Source organism: Candidatus Sphingomonas phytovorans (assembly GCA_029202385.1).
Taxonomy (GTDB): Bacteria; Pseudomonadota; Alphaproteobacteria; order Sphingomonadales; family Sphingomonadaceae; genus Sphingomonas; species Sphingomonas phytovorans.
This window is the reverse complement of record CP119314.1, coordinates 2,878,904-2,898,487: the sequence shown is the minus strand read 5'-3', so window position 1 is coordinate 2,898,487 and position 19,584 is coordinate 2,878,904. Positions and strand designations below refer to the sequence as shown.

17 protein-coding genes are annotated in these 19,584 nt (G+C 66.2%); 4 read left to right on the top strand and 13 right to left on the bottom strand.

Features of this window, described 5'->3' with window-relative positions:
* Nucleotides 1–14: 14 nt before the first annotated feature.
* The 13 genes from P0Y59_13195 to P0Y59_13135 all read right to left on the bottom strand — a co-directional run bounded on the left by P0Y59_13195 (nucleotide 15) and on the right by P0Y59_13135 (nucleotide 12,936).
* A complete protein-coding gene (locus P0Y59_13195; protein ID WEJ97921.1) occupies nucleotides 15–443 on the bottom strand; it encodes an OsmC family protein in 429 nt (142 codons plus the stop codon).
* A gap of 90 nt (nucleotides 444–533) precedes the next feature.
* Nucleotides 534–845, bottom strand: a complete 312-nt coding sequence (locus tag P0Y59_13190; GenBank protein WEJ97920.1) for a glycine zipper 2TM domain-containing protein — start codon at nucleotides 843–845, stop codon at nucleotides 534–536.
* A 900-nt stretch (nucleotides 846–1,745) separates the two neighbouring features.
* Nucleotides 1,746–2,672 carry a bifunctional riboflavin kinase/FAD synthetase gene (locus P0Y59_13185; protein ID WEJ97919.1) on the bottom strand — a complete coding sequence of 309 codons (927 nt, stop codon included), beginning with the start codon at nucleotides 2,670–2,672 and terminating at the stop codon, nucleotides 1,746–1,748.
* Nucleotides 2,673–2,730: 58 nt separating this feature from the next.
* Nucleotides 2,731–3,894 carry a dipeptidase gene (locus P0Y59_13180; GenBank protein WEJ97918.1) on the bottom strand — a complete coding sequence of 388 codons (1,164 nt, stop codon included), beginning with the start codon at nucleotides 3,892–3,894 and terminating at the stop codon, nucleotides 2,731–2,733.
* A gap of 136 nt (nucleotides 3,895–4,030) precedes the next feature.
* Nucleotides 4,031–4,516, bottom strand: a complete 486-nt coding sequence (locus P0Y59_13175; protein WEJ97917.1) for a dihydrofolate reductase — start codon at nucleotides 4,514–4,516, stop codon at nucleotides 4,031–4,033.
* 54 nt (nucleotides 4,517–4,570) lie between these two features.
* Entirely contained in the window at nucleotides 4,571–4,705 is a 135-nt protein-coding gene (locus P0Y59_13170) for a hypothetical protein (protein WEJ97916.1), read from the bottom strand.
* 299 nt (nucleotides 4,706–5,004) lie between these two features.
* Complete coding sequence (locus tag P0Y59_13165) at nucleotides 5,005–5,799, bottom strand: thymidylate synthase (GenBank protein ID WEJ97915.1); 795 nt, start codon at nucleotides 5,797–5,799, stop codon at nucleotides 5,005–5,007.
* A gap of 116 nt (nucleotides 5,800–5,915) precedes the next feature.
* Nucleotides 5,916–6,284: a beta/gamma crystallin-related protein gene (locus P0Y59_13160; protein WEJ97914.1), complete on the bottom strand. Its 369-nt coding sequence runs from the start codon at nucleotides 6,282–6,284 to the stop codon at nucleotides 5,916–5,918.
* Between the two features lie 128 nt (nucleotides 6,285–6,412).
* Nucleotides 6,413–7,132 carry a methyltransferase domain-containing protein gene (locus P0Y59_13155; GenBank protein WEJ97913.1) on the bottom strand — a complete coding sequence of 240 codons (720 nt, stop codon included), beginning with the start codon at nucleotides 7,130–7,132 and terminating at the stop codon, nucleotides 6,413–6,415.
* Nucleotides 7,129–8,256 (bottom strand): peptide chain release factor 2, encoded by a 1,128-nt coding sequence (gene prfB, locus P0Y59_13150; protein ID WEJ97912.1) that lies wholly within the window; start codon nucleotides 8,254–8,256, stop codon nucleotides 7,129–7,131. Before prfB ends, P0Y59_13155 begins: the two co-directional genes overlap by 4 nt.
* 197 nt (nucleotides 8,257–8,453) lie before the next feature.
* Nucleotides 8,454–10,976 carry a transglycosylase domain-containing protein gene (locus tag P0Y59_13145; GenBank protein ID WEJ97911.1) on the bottom strand — a complete coding sequence of 841 codons (2,523 nt, stop codon included), beginning with the start codon at nucleotides 10,974–10,976 and terminating at the stop codon, nucleotides 8,454–8,456.
* A 51-nt stretch (nucleotides 10,977–11,027) separates the two neighbouring features.
* Complete coding sequence (locus tag P0Y59_13140; GenBank protein ID WEJ97910.1) at nucleotides 11,028–11,420, bottom strand: hypothetical protein; 393 nt, start codon at nucleotides 11,418–11,420, stop codon at nucleotides 11,028–11,030.
* 310 nt (nucleotides 11,421–11,730) lie between these two features.
* On the bottom strand, nucleotides 11,731–12,936 hold the full coding sequence (locus tag P0Y59_13135) for an N-acetylmuramoyl-L-alanine amidase (protein ID WEJ97909.1): 1,206 nt from the start codon (nucleotides 12,934–12,936) through the stop codon (nucleotides 11,731–11,733).
* A 530-nt stretch (nucleotides 12,937–13,466) separates the two neighbouring features.
* On the opposite strand from P0Y59_13135, the gene P0Y59_13130 reads away from it, so the two are divergent.
* The 4 genes from P0Y59_13130 to P0Y59_13115 all read left to right on the top strand — a co-directional run bounded on the left by P0Y59_13130 (nucleotide 13,467) and on the right by P0Y59_13115 (nucleotide 19,353).
* Nucleotides 13,467–16,157 (top strand): ribonuclease E/G, encoded by a 2,691-nt coding sequence (locus P0Y59_13130; GenBank protein WEJ97908.1) that lies wholly within the window; start codon nucleotides 13,467–13,469, stop codon nucleotides 16,155–16,157.
* 192 nt (nucleotides 16,158–16,349) lie between these two features.
* Nucleotides 16,350–17,117, top strand: coding sequence for a class I SAM-dependent methyltransferase (locus P0Y59_13125; GenBank protein ID WEJ97907.1), 768 nt, complete (start codon nucleotides 16,350–16,352; stop codon nucleotides 17,115–17,117).
* Nucleotides 17,118–17,257: 140 nt separating this feature from the next.
* Nucleotides 17,258–18,610, top strand: a complete 1,353-nt coding sequence (locus P0Y59_13120; protein ID WEJ97906.1) for a M48 family metalloprotease — start codon at nucleotides 17,258–17,260, stop codon at nucleotides 18,608–18,610.
* Nucleotides 18,607–19,353 carry a DsbA family protein gene (locus P0Y59_13115; GenBank protein WEJ97905.1) on the top strand — a complete coding sequence of 249 codons (747 nt, stop codon included), beginning with the start codon at nucleotides 18,607–18,609 and terminating at the stop codon, nucleotides 19,351–19,353. Before P0Y59_13120 ends, P0Y59_13115 begins: the two co-directional genes overlap by 4 nt.
* The last annotated feature ends 231 nt before the right edge of the window (nucleotides 19,354–19,584 follow it).

Below are 19,584 nucleotides of genomic sequence, written 5' to 3'. Positions count from 1 at the left end.
TCGATAGCGGACAATCAGGCGTTGAGGCGGTGCGTCAGCGTGATTTCAGCGTTGAGCACCTTGGATACCGGACAATTCGCCTTGGCGTCAGCGGCGATCTCGGCGAACTGGTCGGCGTCGATCCCGTCGATCGTCGCGGTCAGGTCAAGGTCGGAACGGGTGATGGTGAAGCCGGCATCCTGTTTTTCGAGCGTGACTTTCGCGTTCGTCTCCAGCGTGCCCGCCGAGAATCCGGCGCGGGCCAGGGCGAAGCTGAGCGCCATGGTGAAGCAGCTCGCATGCGCGGCGGCGATCAGTTCCTCGGGGTTGGTGCCCGGCCCTTCCTCGAACCGGCTGTTGAAACCATAGGGATTGTCCGCAAGCGCCCCTGACTGGGTCGACACATGGCCGACGCCGTCCTTGCCGAAACCTTCATACCGGGCCGATCCGCTGCGAGTCGTCATTGTGGGTCTCCTGCGATTGGAAGACCCGGATACACGAAGGGCGCGGATCGCGCCGCGCCCTTCGCCGATTTTTTAGCTGAAAGCGTCAGCTCAGCGGCAGCGGCGCTTGCTGCCGCCACGGTCGATCTCGCGCCCGGCGAGGCCGCCCAGGACCGCGCCGCCGAGCGTCCCGACAGTGCGGTCGCCATGAGTGTCGATCGTGCGGCCAAGCAGCGCGCCGCCCACGGCACCGACGAGCAGGCCGGTCGTTCCGTCCGACTTGCGGCAATAGGTGCGGCCGTCGCGGCCACGCCATTCCTTATATTTGTAATCCCTGCGTGCCTCGGCGCCGGTGATCGGAACCGCCATGGTCGCCGGAATCACCAGTGAAGCGGCGACAGCCGCCATCATCATCTTTCGCATATTCTACTCCCGTGCCTTGAATCATTATCAGGGGCGTAACGCTTCCTTTGTGCCTGAAGTTGCATGAACGGGAAACAACGGGGCGTTCATGCAGCGCAGGCCGGGGAATCTTCTCCACGATATCCACGTTATCCACAGCTTCGCGGTGTCGTTTGGCCCTTTGCACGACTCGGATTCAATGACAGCATCATGACTGTAAGCGGACGATGCGGAAGCGAGAAATCGCAGAAATATCAGAAGCTTATGCTGGAATTTCGAACAGGTGCCGCAAGGAAACCGTTCGTGTTCCAGGGGAATGCCGGACCGTGCAGGAAGGCCCGCCGTCGCGAAAGCGAAGGCCTGGCGGACAGGCAGGGAAGGGTGTTCCAGGCGCTCTCTCCCGTCCCCGCGACATGGAAAGGGCGTTGGCCGTGAAGACCGGAGACGCGCTGCCCGGCAACGGGTGGAAGGTGATCCGGAGATAGTGGCCAAGGCGCGATTGTCGGGTTTCGGCCTGACTGTCGAGCTGGCCGCCGGAGACTGCGGTGTTGAGGCCCGAAAGGGTATCGCGCCCGGCCCCGGTGACCGAAATGCGAAGCCTAGGGCCGTTCGCGGCGCGGGTGGAGCATGCCGCCGAAACCAGAAGGCGCAGGTGTCTCCCCGGAGGTGCCAAGCGGGTCGAAGTCCGGCGACAGGGGGTCGGCAGCGATGCCGACCCCCATTTTGCGTCCGCATGGCTCATGGTAAAGCGGGCGCGTGAGCCCCGCGTGATGCCCATTTGTGCATCATCTGCGCCTATGCGGAAAATCCAGACTGCCATGTTATCCATGGGCTTCCCCAGCGAAGGCTAGGGAAGCATGAAAGGTGTGTGCTGAAATAAGGCAGGCCGACCACGTTCCAGGTCGAACTGACGCAGGAAACCTAACCCGCCAGCAATTCCTTCGCCCGCGCGCAATCCTTCTCCATCTGGGCGATCAGGGCGTCGAGCGAGTCGAACTTCGCTTCCGGGCGAAGGAAGTCGACCAGCGAGATTTCGATCGTCTGATTGTACAGGTCGCCGGAGAAGTCGAAGAAATAGGGCTCGAGCAGTTCCTTGGGCGGATCGAAGCTGGGGCGGACGCCGAGATTGGCCGCACCGTCAAGCACCCGCCCGTCGGGCAACCGCCCGCGCACTGCGTAGATGCCGTAAGCCGGGCGCAGATAATTGCCCATGTCGATATTGGCGGTCGGATAGCCGATCTCGCGGCCGCGCTTGTCGCCATGCTGGACCACGCCTTCGATCGCGAACGGCCGGGTGAGCAGCCGCGCCGCGCCGCGCGGATCGCCGCCAATCAGCAGGTCGCGGATCCGGCTTGAGGAGACTTCCTCGCCGTCGAGCGCGACCGGCTTTACCGTGTCGACCGAAAAGCCGTTCTTCGCGCCGAGATCGGCCAGCACGTCGACATTGCCGCCACGTGCCTTGCCGAAGGTGAAATCCTCGCCCGTCACCACGCCGCCAGCACCGATCTTGTCGAGCAGACGGTCAGCGACGAATTCCATCGCGGTCAGGCCGGCAAGCACCGCGTCGAAGCCGAAAACGATCATGGCGTCGGCGCCCGCTGCGTCGAACAGGCGCTCGCGCTGGTCGAGCGTGGTCAGGCGAAAGGGCGGGGCGTCGGGCTTGAAATGGCGCACGGGATGGGGATCGAAGGTGGCGACCAGCACCGGGCGGCCTTCAGCACGGGCGCGCTCGACCGCCCGGCCGACCACTGCCTGATGCCCCATGTGGAACCCGTCGAAATTCCCCAGCGCGACGATTCCGCCCCGAAGTTCGGGAGGTACCGTCGAACCACCGTCAAGCCGCTCCATGGGATTGCGCATAGGGGGCGAGCGAGCGGGACACAATCCTCCCCGGCACGGGGAGGAATTACTGGGGCGCTATCCCCGCGCGGAGCAGGCGGAGCACGTTGCCGCCCATCACCTTGGCGATATCCGAATCCGAAAATCCGCGGTCGATGAGGGCCTGAGTCACCGCGACGACCTGGCTTGCGTCGAAGCCGGTGGTCACCGCGCCGTCGAAGTCGGAACCGAGGCCGACATGATCGATGCCGACGAGATCGCGGACATGCGCGATCGCGGCCGCGGCGGCGCGGGGATCGGTCGAGCAGATCGCCCCGTCCCAATAGCCGATGCCGATCACCCCGCCGGTCCGCGCGATGCCGCGAATCTCGTCGTCGGTCAGGTTGCGGTTGACCTTGCAGGTTGCCTGCACGCCGGTGTGGCTGGCGACGATCGGGCGCTTCGCCATCGCGATCACCTGCGCCGTGGTGGCGTGGCTCGAATGCGCGACGTCGACGATCATGCCGATCTTCTCCATCCGCCGCACGACCTGGATGCCGAGCGGGGAGAGGCCGCCCTTGGCCACGCCGTGCATCGACCCGGCCACGTCATTGTCGAAGAAATGCGCGAGGCCGGCCATACGGAAGCCGGCGGCGTGGAGCCGGTCGAGATTGTCGAGCTTGCCCTCGATATCCTGCAACCCCTCGATCGACAGCATGCCGCCCACGACCTTGTTGCCGGCGGCGCGATCGGCCAGCAGCTTGTCGAGGTCGGCCTGAGTATGGATGACCCGAAGCTGGCCGTTCGAGGCGGCGGCATAGCGATCGAGCTTGGTCGCGTGCCACAGCGAGCGCTGGAGCAGCGAGTTCCAGGTGCGCGTCGGCTGGAGATCGGCGATGACCAATTGAGTGATATTGTCGGTGTCGCCGGTGTTGGCGTCGTAATTCTGGCCCTTCGGCGTCTTGGTGACCGAGGAGAAGACCTGAAGCGCGTAATTGCCCTGGATCAGCCGGGGCAGGTCGACCTGGCTGCGATCGACCCGGTCGAGCAGGCTGCGTTTCCACAGCAGGGTGTCGGCATGCATGTCCGCCACCTGCAATGTCGCATGGAGTTCCCGGGCATGGGGTGAGATCTTCAGCGCGACTGGCCGAACCTTGTTCATCGAACGCTCGATCATCACCGGCGCGAGGGCGAAGAACGCGATCGCGGCGACAAGAACCAGGGCAAGGATGCCCCACAGCCATTTGCGCATTTGTCAGGCCCTCCGTCATGCCGGACTTGTCCCGGCATTCACGGTGCCGCGTCGTCCGATTGCCGGACCTATGCGGGACGGTAGCCTCCGGAACAAGCCCGTCCTGAGCTTGTCGGGCGAATTCAGGCGCAGGGATTCAGGGGCGAGCGAGCGTCACGAAACTATAGGCTGGCCTGTCGCCTTCAGCGGGGTGATCCTCGCGCATGATCTCGCGCCAGCCGGTGAAGGCGGGGACGACCGCGTCGCCCTCGGGTGCGGCATGGACTTCGGTCAGTTCGACGCGCTCGGCGCGCGACAGGAACAGGGCGAAGATCTGCGCGCCGCCGATCACCGCGATCTCCGGCGACCCGGCGATGGCGATCGCCGAGTCGATATTCCCCGCCACCTCAGCCCCCGGCGCCGACCAGTCGGGATCGCGAGTGAGGACGATGTGGCGGCGGCCGGGCAAGGGCGCGGGGAAGCTTTCGAAGGTCTTGCGGCCCATGACCATCGGCTTGCCCATGGTCTGGGCCTTGAAGCGCTTCAGATCGGCAGGCAGGCGCCACGGCAGCCCGCCGTCGCGCCCGATCACGCCATTGTCGGCGCGGGCAAGGTGGAAGGTGATGCGGGGCGAAATCGACATTCGCCGCTTATGCGATGCGCGGCGCCGTGGTGCCATCGCCTTGTGCAGCGCAGTTCACGATGGAATCGCGATCGGAGGGCAGAGATGAGTCATCTTCATTTTGGGCTCCGCCTGGGGTGACTGCACCAGCAGCTGCAGCAACGCGGCGGCCAGCGTCGCCGTCACGATCGTGAACTGAATTTCCCGCATGTCCCTCTCCCTTGGTCCCTGTGCGACTACGTATGTAGTCGTGCGACTGAACGGACGCTGAATCGGTCCTCGGGAATGGCGTCTATCGGGATGGCGAGGGCTATCGTATCGCGGTCGATATGATCGACGAACGCCGGGCGGATATCTGGCTGGCAACAGAGACCGGGCAACGATCAAGTCCGTCATGCCGGACTTGTTCCGGCATCCACCGTTCCGCTGGAGCCGAAGCCCGTTGGTACGCGGCGCGGTAGACCCCGGAACAAGTCCGGGGTGACGCTTCAAGCGAGGTGGATTAAACCCTAGACTGCCACCGGCGCCTTGATGTGCGCCTGCGCCTCATAACCGACGAGGCGGAAATCCTCATACTCATATTGGTCGATCCCGGCTGGCTTGCGCAGGATCTCAAGCCGCGGCAGCGGGCCTGGCGTGCGGGACAGCTGTTCGCGCGCCTGGTCGAGATGGTTCGAATAGAGATGGCAATCGCCGCCGGTCCAGATGAACTCGCCCGGTTCAAGTCCGCATTGCTGCGCCAGCATATGGGTCAGCAGCGCGTAGCTCGCGATGTTGAACGGCACGCCCAGGAAGATGTCGGCGGAGCGCTGATAGAGCTGAAGCGACAGCCGGCCGTTCGCGACATGGGTCTGAAACAGGCAGTGGCAGGGTGCCAGCGCCATGGCGTGGAGATCGCCCGGGTTCCAGGCACTGACGATCTGGCGGCGGGAGGCCGGGCTGGTCCTGATCTGTTCGATCAGCTCGGCGATCTGGTCGATATGGCGGCCGTCCGTGGTTTCCCAGTCGCGCCATTGCTTGCCGTAGACGGGGCCGAGTTCGCCGGCCTCATCGGCCCATTCATCCCAGATGCTGACCTTGCGGTCGCGCAGCCACTGGACGTTGGTGTCGCCGCGCAGGAACCACAGCAGTTCGACGATGATCGAGCGCAGGTGCAGCTTCTTGGTGGTGACGACGGGGAAGCCGTCCGCCAGATCGAAGCGCATCTGATGGCCGAACACCGAGAGCGTGCCGGTGCCGGTCCGGTCCATCTGTTGCGCGCCGGTATCGAGCACGCGCCGCATGAGGTCGAGATAGGGCTGCATCGGATTGAGATAGCGCGCGCGGCCCGGCGCGCCAAGCGTGCTCGGATGCAGCCTTTCGGAGAATCGGAAACGGCCGCCGGGTCAGGCCCGGCGGCTGTCCCGGCAGTCGCGTCGACTCAGCGCCAGCGTCGGCGCGGAAGCGGACGGATCGAGGAAATCTTGTCGTCCAGCCCCAGGCGGGTAAGACGCCCGATCGACCGGTCGATGACTTCGCAGCGCCCGCGATAATAATCGTCGACACAGACCTGCCACCTGCCGCTCTCGACACTGATGGAGGAAATGCGATCTTCCATGCCCGTTGGGCCGAGGCGGCTGATCGGGCCAGTGATTTCCATGCTCCTGCCGCGGAAATCGTCGTCGACGAAGACAGTGATGTGAGGCCCATAGTCCCGACCGCGATAATCATCGCGATCCCGGTCCTGCGCGACGGACGGGGCCGCCGCAACTACCATCATGGTCAGTGCAACAAGCTTCAGCGTCTTCATGTTATTCTCCTGTTCAGCCGGGAATCTGCCGCTGTCCGGTTCGATGCATTAAGCAGCAATTGGCGATCTGCGATATCGTGACTGACTACGGAATGAACGCTCGCCATGATCTTTCCCGATGTCGTTCGTCAGGCACTCAGCTTGCAAGGTTTTATCGCACGAGGCTCTGGCCGGGGGCCGACGGCGCGGAAGGTCGCGAGATAGCCGCCGGCGGAGGGCATGTCGTACATCCCGACCTGGGTATAACCGACCGCGGCGAATTCGCAGCGCAGCAGCCCGGGCGGGGTGCCATGATTCTGCGTCGGCCGGTTGGCGTCGACCACCACGACCAGGCCATCGGGTTTCAGCGACGGGCGCATCCGCCAGAGGAATTCATAGGGCTGCTCGATCTCATGGTACATGTGCACCATCAGCACCCGGTCGAAGCTCGCATCGGGTAGGCGCGGATTGGCCGGGAGGCCGAGGCGCACGCTGACATTGTCGAGCCGCTCGCGCGCGACTCGTTCGGCCAGGGTGTCGCGGACCCCGGCGACGATGTCCTCGGCCAGCACGCGGCCCTCCTTGCCGACGCGGGCGGCGGCGCGGATGGTGTAATAGCCTTCACCCGCGCCGATATCGGCGACGGTCATCCCGGCCTTGAGCCCGGCCTTGTTCATCACCTCGGACGCTTCGTTCAGCCGGTCGCGCGCTTCCTCGGTCGACCAGCGTGACGAGATGATATGCGCAACGGGACGATCGGCGGCGGGGAAGGGGCCCGCCTTGTCCTGTTCGTCGTCGACGCTCGGCTGGCCCGGCTCGCAGCCCGCGAGCAGCAATGCCGCGCACGCAAGGGCCGCGACCAGTCTCACTCGACGTCCTCCACCTCGACCGTCTCCCCGGTCACCCGCTGCGACAGCGCCGCGGCCATGAAGGGATCGAGGTCGCCGTCGAGCACGTCGGACGGGCTGGTCGAGGTCACGCCGGTGCGCAGGTCCTTCACCAGCTGATAGGGCTGGAGGACGTAGGAGCGGATCTGGTGGCCCCAGCCGATATCGGTCTTGGTCGCGTTCTCCGCATTGGCCGCCGCCTCGCGGATCTGCAGCTCGCGCTCGTAGAGCTTGGCGCGGAGCTGGTTGTACGCCTCGGCCTTGTTCTTGTGCTGGCTTCGCTGGTTCTGGCACTGGACGACGATGCCGGTCGGGATATGCGTGATGCGCACGGCCGAATCGGTCGTGTTGATGTGCTGCCCGCCCGCGCCGGACGCGCGATAGGTGTCGATGCGCAGCTCGCTTTCGTTGATCTCGACCTCGATATTCTCGTCGATGACCGGATAGACCCAGATGCTGGCGAAACTGGTGTGGCGTCGCGCCGCGCTGTCATAGGGGCTGATGCGGACGAGGCGGTGAACGCCGCTTTCCGTCTTGGCATAGCCATAGGCATTCTCGCCCTTGAGCAGCAGGGTGGCGGATTTGATGCCGGCCTGTTCGCCCGAATGCTGGTCGACCAGCTCGACCTTCATGCCGCGGCGCTCGGCCCAGCGGGTATACATCCGCTGCAGCATGCCGGCCCAGTCCTGGCTCTCGGTACCGCCGGCGCCGGAATTGACCTCGATATAGGTGTCGTTGCCGTCGGCCTCACCGGCGAGCAGCGCCTGGATCTTGTCGTGCTCGGCACGCCTGGCAAGCTCGGCGAGGCTTCTGGTGCCGTCGGCAGCCATTTCCTCATCGCCTTCGGCCTCGGCCATCTCGATCAGCTCGGCCGTGTCGGACAGCTCGCTCTGGATCGCGCGGGTGGCGTTGATCGCTTCTTCAAGGCGGCGACGCTCGCGCATCACTTCCTGCGCGAGCTTGGGGTCGTTCCACAGCGCCTGGTCCTCGACGCGCGCATTCAGCTCGTCGAGCCGACGCAGCGCGCGATCCCAGTCGAGGAAGCGGCGGAGCAGCGCGAGCGCGTCATTGATGGTGTCGACATGAGCCTGCGCTTCGGCGCGCATGGTGGGAACTCCGAAAAAATACACGTCATGCCGGCACATGCCGGCTCACTGGGATATAGGGCGGGCTAGTAGATTCCGCCCTCTCTTGGCAAGGAGCGGCTATCATTCGATGCGATTTAGCGCCTGTTCGGCGCGCCTGAAAGCCTTTCGGGCCGGGCTAGGAGCCCGCACGGAATGGGTCCATGCGGCTGCCCCGGCTAGTAGATTCCGCCCTCGCGCTGCAGGAAGTCGCTGTCGCGCGGCGCCGCTTCCCGGCGCTGGACCGGCTTTGCTTCCTTCGGCTTGTCGGCGGCGTCCTCTTCATTGTCGTGGCGGGCCGCGCGGCGCGGTTCGCTCTCGGGCTTGAACGCTTCCCAGATAACCGCCGCCTTGGGATCGGTGGTCGGCCAGGCGCCGAATACCGGCTTGCCCGACGCGCGGTCGATCCGCACCATGCGGATGCCGGCGGGCGCGCGGAACGGGATCTTCTCCATCCCCTCATAGGCCTTGACCGCGAATTCCTTGAAGATCGGCGCGGCGATCGTGCCGCCCTGGGCATAGCCGCCCAGGCCGGTCGGCGAATCATAACCGATATAGACGCCGCCGATCATCTGCGGCGTGCCGCCGATGAACCACACGTCGGTCGGCCCGGAATTGGTGCCGGTCTTGCCGAACATGGGCCGGTCGAGATCGCGCAGCACGGTCGCGGTGCCGCGCTGGATCACGCCCTCGGCGATGTGCACCATCTGGTAGGCGCTCTGCGCGTCGACGATCTGGCGGCCCCGGCTGACCGGGCGCGGCATCGCCTTGCCGTTCCAGTCGGGCGCGTTGCAGCGGTCGCACGGGCGCCAGTTCTCGGGCCAGATCACCTTGCCGTGACGGTCCTGGACGAAATCGATCAGGGTCGCGGGATGGCCGCGGCCCTGGTTGGCGAGGATCGCATAGGCGTTGACCATGCGCATCACCGTCGTCTCGCCCGCGCCCAGCGCGAAGGAGAGATAGGGCGGATATTTGCCGACGCCGATCCGGTCCATCAGCGAGACGACATGCTCCATGCCGGTCTGCGAGGCGGCGCGCACCGTCATCAGGTTGCGCGACTGCTCGACGCCCCAGCGCATGGTGTGCGGGCCCGATCCGCCGCCGCCGAAGTTGCGGAAGCATTTCTGGCCGAGCCGGGCGCCCTGATAGACGCAGAACGGGCCGTCGATGATGATCGAGGCAGGCGTCATCCCGCCCTGAAGCGCCGCGGCATAGACGATCGGTTTGATCGTGGAGCCGGGCTGGCGCATCGCCTGGGTGGCGCGGTTGAACGACTGGATGCTCGAATCGAAACCGCCCTGCATCGCCAGCACGCGGCCGGTCGCCGGTTCCTCGACGACGAAGCCGCCGGAAATCTTGGGGACCGAGCGGAGCGCGAAGGCGCCGCCTTCTGGCGCGACGGCCAGAATGTCGCCGACCTTCAGCGCGGCGAAGGCAGTGCCACCCTGGCCCCGCACCGGCATCTGCGCGGCCCAGCGCGGCAGAATGCCGGTCTGGCCGTTGCTGAAGCCGATCGTTGCCGAGTCGCCGCCGGTCGCGGTGACGATCGCGGCGCGCCAGTCGAGATAGTCGAGCCGGAGATTGGTGTTGAGCAGCGCCGACTGCCAGGTGTCGCCGCCGATCTCGACATGGCGCAGCGGCCCGCTCCAGCCACGGCCCCGGTCGAAGCGGAGCAGGCCGTTGCGGAGCGCGGTCTGCGCGTCGAGCTGAAGCTTGGTGTCGAGCGAGGTGCGCACCCACAGGCCGCCCGAATAGACGCTGTACGGCCCGGCCTTCTCGTCCTCGCCGAACTTGTCGATCAGCTGGCGGCGGACCTCCTCGACGAAATAGCCGGCGCCAGCTACCTCGGTCTTCGGGGTCTGGCGGGGCACGGCGCCGATCGGCTCGGCGCGCGCCTGGTCATATTGCGCCTGGTCGATGAACTCGTTCTTGAGCATCTCGCGCAGGACATAGTTGCGTCGGCCGAGCGCGCGTTCGGTGCTGCGGAACGGGTCGTAGTTGGACGGGCCCTTGGGCAGGATGGCGAGATAGGCCATCTGCGCCAGGTCGAGCTGGTTCAGCTCCTTGTTGAAATAGGCATAGCTCGCCGCCTCGACGCCGAAGGCGTTCCGGCCGAGCGCGATCTGATTGAGATAGAGCTCGAGGATCTGCGGCTTGGTCAGCGCGTCCTCGATGCGGTAGGCGAGGATCGCCTCCTTGATCTTGCGGGTCGGCGAATAGGTGTTGCCGATCAGCAGGTTCTTCGCGACCTGCTGGGTGATGGTCGACCCGCCCTTGGCGCGCCGACCGGTGCCGAACTTCGTGGCATAATCGATCACCGCGCCCGCCATGCCGGGATAATCGACGCCGTGATGCTCGAAGAAGGTCTTGTCCTCGGCGGCGAGGAAGGCGCGGACGAGCAGGGGCGGATATTCAGCGTAGCTCAGCTCGACCCGGCGTTCTCGGGCATAGCTATGGATCGGGATGCCGTCGACGCCGCGCACATTGGTGGGCAAGGGCGGCTCATAGGCGCGCAGCTTGTCGACCGAGGGCAGTTCGCTCGCGAAGATATACCAGAAGACGGCGTAGGCGATCGCGATCAGCACCGCGAGGACGGCGAGCACCTTCACCCACCAGCGCCCCCACGCACGCTGGGCAAATCCGCGAATCCCCTCCACTTCGCGGCGGAGGCGGAAATTCACGCTGGATTCGGTGTCGGTCATACAGGACCAAGGCTCTAGCAAGTTTCTCGGCGCTTGCCAGCCTGTGTGCTTTCAACCGAGCGTGTCACAGCCCGCCGGCCGCGACAGGACATAATAGACCGTCCCGTGGACCTCGCCCTGCCTGGCGTCGAGCACGACGGACAACAGGTGCCCCGTTCTTCCGCCGGAGAAGACGATCATCCGGTATCCCGGAAACTTTCCGCCAGTGTCGCTGAGCAAGGGCAAATGATCGCCTTGTCCCTCGGCGAGATAGAAGCGCGCGACCTGATCAAGCCCTGCCCGCGTCGAGAATTTGAAGTGCGTGCCGCAGTTCCTGGCACGCTGAGGCTCAGTGATGGTCGATCCCGGATAGGGGGCGCCAAGTCGAATGGCCGGCTGTGCGGCCATCGCGGTCTGAGCGGCAGCCAGGGCGCCGATCGCCGCCATCACCCTTGGCGGGTTCATGCGCATGGTTCCACCGTCTCGATTTCCTTCGTCATCACGTTCTTATCAGGCGGAATAGCCATCGGCCCAGCTCCTCTTCGCCAGCGAGCCCCAGCGGCAGGCCGATTGGCCCCGGGGCGCCCGCGATTGTCATCGGCCCGGCATGCCAGACGCCTCGTGGCGCAATGCGGCGGCGGCATCGGAGGATGTCGCCCTCCCGGGATTTCCGCGTGCGGGATCGTTCTGGCAGGGCCTGTGGCGGCTGTAACGGACGCGCAACGGCGGCCGGTGAAGTGTCTCGCCCTCATCAGGTCGCTTCGCGGGCGGCGGCCTAGTTCGACGCGAGCCGGCGGGCGAAATGGATGTCGACCGCGCGGCGGACGCTTTCGGCGATGCGCTGACGGCCTTCGCGCGAATCGATGAAGGCGGCGTCTTTCGGGTTCGAGATATAGCCGGTCTCGAACAGGATCGACGGCATGTCGGGCGCCTTGAGCACCACCAGCGAGGCCATGCGGTGGAAATTCGGCTTCATCGGCATCAGCGGCTGCGCCTCGCGGCCGAGCAGGCGCGCGAAGCTGGCGGAGCTGTTCATCGTCTCGCGCTGGGTCAGGTCGATCAGGATCGACGAGATGTCGGCCGAGGTCGAGGCGAGGTTCACGCCCGAGATGATGTCAGCCTTGTTCTCGCGCGCAGCGAGGCGGGCCGATTCCTTGTCGGACGCGACCTCCGACAGGGTGTAGACCGTTGCGCCGGACGCGTCGCCGCTGCCCACGCTGTCGCAGTGGACCGAGATGAACAGATTGGCCTTCAGCTTGCGCGCGATGCCATAGCGTTCCTGCAGCACGAGGAACTTGTCGTCCTCCCGCGTCAGCGCCACGCGCACCCGGCCGGACCGAAGCAGTTCGTCGCGGATCGCCCTGGCAATCCGCAGCGTCACGTCCTTTTCGCGGCGGCCGTCGACCGGCGAGATCGCGCCGGGGTCCACGCCGCCATGCCCCGCGTCGATCACCACCAGCGGGCGGCTGTCGTCGTCGCCATAGATTCGCGGCAGCGCCAGGCTGCGGCTGGATTTCGGGACGGGGACCGACACCTCATATCGGCGCGCCGGTGTCACCATCCCCATGTTGAAAGGCGGCAGGAAACGCAGGCGTCGCTCCGCCGCGGCGCGGGCGAAGCTTGCATCGTCGACGGTGCGGAGCTCGAGCGTCAGCTCGCGGCCGTCCGGGCCGAACATGCCTTCGGTGACGATCGTCGGCCGGGTGAGGTCGAACACGATCCGCGTTCCATCCTCGCCGCGCGGGGCCTGACGTACCGCGGCGACCAGGTCATTGCCCTCCACCGGCGCGCCCGGCGTGGCCCCCGCCACGTCGACCGCGATGCGTTGAGGCCCCCTGAGCACGAAGCTGGACGCATCGGCCACGCTCTGGTCGAACCGGATGACGATGCGGTCATGCCGGATCTCGACACGCTCGACGGTCGCTGCCCAGGCGGGCGTGCCGCCGAGCCAGCAGGCCAGGAGAGCGAGAAGGAAGGACACGAGTCTGTAATGCCGCGCCGGTGTGGCAGCGGTCCAGCGAAAAGGCATGGGCGGGGGGTCCCATCGAGTACACAACAACAGCGTCCCGGGTAGCGGCCACCCCCTTCCGACACGGTGAAGCGACTGGGTTAACGTGCCGTTCGGCATAAAATTGCCGGCAACCCCGGCATCAACGTGCCGGTTGCTGCGCGAGGATAGCGGTGCTAGGCATGAAATTGCACCGGCAAGCGCCTCTCCTGGCGTCTGTTCGGTCCCATAGCCGGCCCGGCTTTTCCAGGGTGCGGCTCTTCAGGTTGACGTTCGCATGATGCATTTTCCCCGCCCCTCGTACCGACCGGTTACCACCGGCCGGGTCGCGAGCGCGCAGGGTGCCCAGGGCCAGATGCCGGGGCGTGGATCGCGAGCAGAGGCATTTTTCGAAACCACAAGCGGCACGGACAAGGGCGGCAATTCCGCCACCACGTCGCCGTATCACAATCGCGCGCGGCGGATGCCGCCAGGCCCCGGACCGCGCGCCCGGAGAATAATAAATGACCATGCGTATGCTGATCGACGCGCGGCACCGGGAAGAGACCCGGGTTGCCGTCGTCAAAGGGAACCGGATTGAGGAGTTTGATTTCGAGTCCGCCGAGCGCAAGCAGCTCAAGGGCAATATCTATCTAGCCAAGGTTACCCGGGTCGAGCCGTCGCTGCAGGCGGCGTTCATCGATTACGGCGGCAATCGCCACGGGTTCCTCGCCTTTTCGGAAATCCATCCCGATTATTACCAGATCCCCAAGGAGGATCGCGACGCGCTGCTGCGCGAAGAGGCCGAGCATGCCGCCGAAGAGGCTGCGCTGCGCGCCCAGATCGATGCCGAGGACGATCTCCATGCCGAAGAGCATGGCGAGGACGACGGTTTCGAGCCCGATGCCGAATCGGTCGAGCGGTTCGAGGATGATGGCGGGGCCGACCCCGAGGTAAGCGCCGGGGCGGAGAGCAAGGGCCGCGGCCGCCGCAAGCGCAGCGCCGCCGACGATGCGGTCGACGATCTGCGCGAGCGCCGCACCAACCTGCGCCATCGCTACAAGATCCAGGACGTGATCCGCCGCCGTCAGGTGCTGCTGGTCCAGGTCGTCAAGGAAGAGCGCGGCAACAAGGGTGCCGCGCTGACCACGTACCTGTCGCTCGCAGGCCGTTACTGCGTGCTGATGCCCAACACGTCGCATGGCGGCGGCATCAGCCGGAAGATCTCGAACGCGGGCGACCGCAAGCGCCTGAAGTCGATCATGGCGGACATGAAGCTGCCCCCGTCGATGGGCTGCATCGTCCGTACCGCCGGCCTCCAGCGCACCAAGGTCGAGATTAAGCGCGACTTCGACTATCTGGCCCGGCTGTGGGATGGAATCCGCGAGACGACATTGTCCTCGTCGGCGCCCGCTCTTGTCTATGGCGACAGCGACCTGCTGAAGCGCGCGATCCGCGATATCTACAACCGCGACATCGACGAGGTGATCGTCGAGGGCGAGGCCGGGTATCGCCAGGCCAAGGAGTTCATGAAGCTCCTGATGCCGAGCCATGCCCGCAAGGTGAAGCATTATTCCGACCCGGTGCCGCTGTTCCAGCGCAGTCATGTCGAGGAACAGCTCGCCGCGATGTATCATCCGGTCGTGCAGCTGAAATCGGGCGGCTATCTGGTGATCAACCCGACCGAGGCGCTTGTCTCGATCGACATCAACTCGGGCCGGTCGACCCGCGAGCACAGCATCGAGCAGACCGCGACCGCGACCAACCTCGAGGCAGCGCACGAGATCGCGCGCCAGTTGCGCCTGCGCGACATGGCCGGCCTCGTCGTCATCGACTTCATCGACATGGACAACGGGTCCAACGTCCGGAAGGTCGAGAAGGCGATGAAGGAGGCGCTGAAGAACGATCGCGCCCGCATCCAGGTCGGCCGCATCTCAAGCTTCGGCCTGATGGAAATGAGCCGCCAGCGCCTGCGCACCGGCGTGCTGGAGGCATCGACCCGCCAGTGCCCGCATTGCGAAGGTACGGGCCTGGTGCGTACCGCATCGTCGGCCGGCCTCTCGGCGCTTCGCCTGATCGAGGACGAGGCGGCGCATGGCCGCGGATCGCAGCTTCTGCTGCGCGCCAGCCAGGAAGCTGCCTTCTACCTGCTCAACCGCAAGCGCGCCGAACTGGCCGAGATCGAGGATCGCTATGGCGTGACGATCGAGGTCGCGCCGGACGGCGAGCAGGAAGGTGCGCGCATGTCGGTCGAGGTCTCGGGGCCGCCGCCGGCGCACGCCCCGCGCTTCGAGGCGCCGATCGAGGAGATCGAGGACGATATCGAAGAGGATATCGAGGACGAGATCGACGAGGTCGAGGACGAGGAAGAAGAGGAGGCACCCCGCGAGGCGCGCGCTCCCCGCGAGCAGCGTGAACGTGGCGAACGCGCTGAAGGCGACGAGGGCGGTTCGCGCCGCCGCCGCCGCCGTCGTGGTCGTCGCGGTCGCAATCGTCCCGAGGGCGAGGAGGGTTCAGCCCAGCAGAATGATGGCGAAGAGGGCGAGTCCGAGGCCGAGACTGATGCCGAGGTCGAGACCGCCGGTGAGGGCGAGGCCGAATTCGCTGGCGAGCAGCCGGTGTCGGGCGAGGGCGAAGGCCGCCGTCGTCGCGGACGGCGCGGTCGTCGCGGTGGCCGTCGCGGCGAGGGCGATCGCGCCGAGGGCGGCGAGGCCGCACCGGTCGAGGCCGAAGCCGATCAGGCGGAGCCGATCGTCGAAGCGCCGGTAGTCGAAGAAGCGCCTGTCGAGGTCGAGGCGCCCAAGAAGGGCCGTCGTCGTCCCAAGGCACGCGAGGCCGCCGAGGTCGCGGCACCGGAGCCGGTTGTCGAGGTAGCACCGGTCGCCGTTGAAGCCGAGGCCAAGCCGGCCAAGCCGAAGCGGGCGCGTCGCACCAGGGCGGCTGCGGCGGCTGAGGCCGAGGTGGCACCTGAAGCGGTCGCCGCGCCCGTCGCGGTCGAGGCACCCGTCGAGGCGCCGGCCAAGCCGAAGCGCTCGCGCAAGAAGGCAGCCCCCGAAGCGGTTGCCGCCGAGCCGGAGGTTGCGGCCATTCCGCTGGGCAGCGATGCCAATGGTGCGGCACCGGCCGACGAGATGGCCAATAGCGGGATCGATCCCGATCCGGGCGAAGCGGGTTCCCCCCGTCGCGGCTGGTGGCAGCGGACCTTCGGGCAATAATGCCGAACCGCTCGTCCTTTTCGGGGGCGGGCAGGGGTCGAAGGAGAAACGGCGGGGGCTCGATGCCTCCGCCGTTTTCTTTTTGCGCATTGAAACCGGGTCCCCGGTTCCCGGATTCCAGCCCGCCGCTATGGTCGAACCGTCCGAAATCGACAAAGCCGTCGATCGCAGACAGAAGGGAACGCAGCGGCCATGCCGATCCATGACAGTGCGTCGAAAGGATATGAGGCAGGCGCGAGCATTTATGTGAGCGGCCGTCCCGACTATCCGCCCGAGGCGCGCCGGTGGCTCGGCGAGGTCCTCGGTGTTGGCCCCGGCCGCTCGACGCTTGAGGTCGGGGCGGGCACCGGCAAGTTCCTCCCCTTGCTGGAAGACTGTGGCGGCCACATCCTGGCGCTTGAGCCGGTCGAGGCGATGCGCGACCTGCTCGCTCGCGATCATCCCGGCGTGAGAGCGATCGCCGGAACGGCGGAGGCAATCCCGCTGCCGGACGCCAGTATGGACGTGGTTGTCTGCGCGCAGGCCTTTCACTGGTTCGCGAGCGCCGCCGCCCTGGCCGAGATGCGGCGTGTGCTCGCCCCGGGCGGCATGCTAGGGCTCGTCTGGAACGTCCGCGACGAAAGCGTGCCCTGGGTCGCGGCGCTGTCGGCGATCACCGATCCATGGGAAGGAAACACGCCCCGGTACCGGACCGGGGAATGGCGGCAGGTTTTTCCCGCACCGGGCTTCGCCTTCGTCGGAGAGCAGCGCGCCGCCAACAGGCATGTCGGCAAGCCGGAGCAGGTGATCGTCGAGCGGACATTGTCGGTCAGCTTCATCGCGGCGCTGCCGGCCGGGCAGCGCGAGGAGGTGGCGCACAGGGTGCGCGCGCTCATCGCCGCGACACCGGAACTGGCGGAAAGCGATACAATCGCCTTTCCGTACGAAACGCGGATGTTCGCCTATCGCAGGATGGAGTGACTCGGCTGGCTTCACCGGCGCGATGCTCTTTGCCGTGAAAAAGGGTTGGGTGCGGCCTTCACCGGCCATTCACCCCGCGAACGGCAGTGCCTGCCGTCACTCCAATTGCCTGTGAGGGATTTCTCGGCGATATGTCGTCCATGAAGCGGCTCATCGCGCTGTTCGCGGTTTCCATCCTCCTCTGGGCTCAGCCGGTCGCCGCGCAATCGATCCTGCGCGATGCCGAGACCGAGGCGATGTTCAACGACATGTCGCGCGGCCTGATCCTGGCGGCGGGGCTTTCGCCCAACAACGTCCGCGTCGTGTTGATCAACGATGATTCGATCAACGCCTTCGTCGTCGGCGGGCAGACCGTCTATGTTCATTCGGGCCTGCTCCAGGCGGCGGACAACGCCAATGAGGTCCAGGGCGTGATCGCGCACGAGCTCGGTCATATCGCCGACGGACATGTCATCCTGCAGGGTGCCGGCACCAGGCCGGCGATCGGCATCACCCTGCTCAGCATGGTGCTCGGCCTCGCCGCGATGGCGGCTGGCGCGGGGGATGCGGGCGCGGGGATCATGGCCGCCGGCCAGGCGGCGGGGATGGGCAAGTTCCTTGCCTTCACCCGCGTGCAGGAAGCGACGGCGGATGCCACCGGCGCGAAGTTCCTGCGTGAGGCCGGTATCAGCGGGCGGGGCATGCTGAGCTTCTTCAAGAAGCTGCAGAGCGAGGAATATGCCTATGGCCTGGCCAATATCGATCCCTTCGCGCAGAGCCACCCGCTGAGCGGCGCGCGCATCGCCAATCTGACCGGGGACGTCATGTCCTCCCCCGCCTGGAACAAGCCGAACGACCCTGCGCTGGAGGATCGGTTCCGCCGGGTGAAGGCCAAGCTGCGGGGCTATGTCGCGACCTATCAGCAGACGTTGAACGATTTCCCGGAGCACGACCAGTCGATCTACGCGCATTACGCCCGCGCCTATGCGTGGCATAAGGCCGGCTATCCCGACAAGGCGGACGCCGAATCCGAGGCGCTGGTGAAGGCAGTGCCGCACGACCCCTATTTCCTGGAGATCAAGGGCCAGATCCTGCTCGAGGCGGGCAAGCCCAATGAAGCGCTTGGCCCCCTGCGCGAAGCGACCGAGCTGTCGCGCAACGCGCCGCTGATCGCCACGACCTTCGGCCATGCGCTGATCGCGACCGACAACAAGGCGAACTATCCGGAGGCGATCAAGGTCTTGCGCCAGGCAGTGGCGCGCGACGACGACAATCCGTTCGCCTGGTATCAGCTCGGCACCGCTTATTCGCGGTCGGGCGACGAGCCGCGCGCCCTGCTCGCGACGGCGGAGCAGGCGAGCCTGACCGGCGATGTCCGCACCGCGGCCTATGCCGCGCGGGGTGCGATGCAGGGGATCCCGTCCAATAGCAGCGACTGGATTCGCGCGCAGGACATTGCCATGACCGCGCAGAACGAAATGGACGACAACCCGAAGAAGTATAAACGCCGATGATCGAACGCCTGTCGAAAAATCCGCTGGCGCTCGCCGCGCTGGCGCTGGTCGCTGCATTGGTCGGCGCGGGCGCCCTGTGGCTGGTCCAGCTTGCCGCGCCCTCCTCGCTCGCCAGTGCCGATCAGGCGCGGGTCGAGCGTGTCGTGCACGATTATGTGCTCGCCCATCCCGAGATCATCCCCGAGGCGATGGACCGCCTGCGCGCGCGGGAGACGGGCAAGGCGATCGCGGCGAACAGCGATGCCATCCTGAAGCCGTTCGGCAGCGCCTGGGCGGGCAATCCGAACGGCGACGTCACCGTGGTCGAATATTTCGATTATAATTGCGGCTATTGCCGCGCCAGCCTGCCCAATGTCGCGCAGCTCATCGCGTCAGACCCCAAGGTGAAAGTGGTCTATCGCGAGCTGCCGATCCTGGCCGAGACAAGCGCCGCCGCCGCCAGGTTGAGCCTTGCCGCCGCCGACCAGGGCAAATTCACGGCATTCCATGACGCGCTGTACGCCGCCGGGCAGGTGACGCCGGAGAGCATGGCGACCGCGGCGAAATCCGCTGGTATCGACATGCAGCGCGCCGCCGCGTTCGCACCGCGCGCGGAGGCGGAGATCGCCAGCAACCTCGCGATCATGCGGCAGCTCGGCATGACCGGCACGCCGAGTTTCGTGATCGGGAATCATGTCGTCTCCTCGGTCCTGTCGTTCGAGGAACTGCAGAAGGCGGTGGCGGCGGCACGCGCCGCCAGTTAGCGGTCCCGGCCCCCGACCGGCTCGACATTGATGTCTTCCGTGGTTGCAGCAAACAGGGGTTTCGCGCGGAGGCGCGGAGTGCGCGGAGACTATATCGTGCGCGACCACGCGATCCCGACGCCTGTTTGTTGGAGGCAGGCTGGTTGTAACAAACCGGCCATGCAACCGGCGCGATCATCTCGGCGTGCTCCGCGCCTCTGCGCGAACCAACACGCCGCGCCGCGAGCGTCG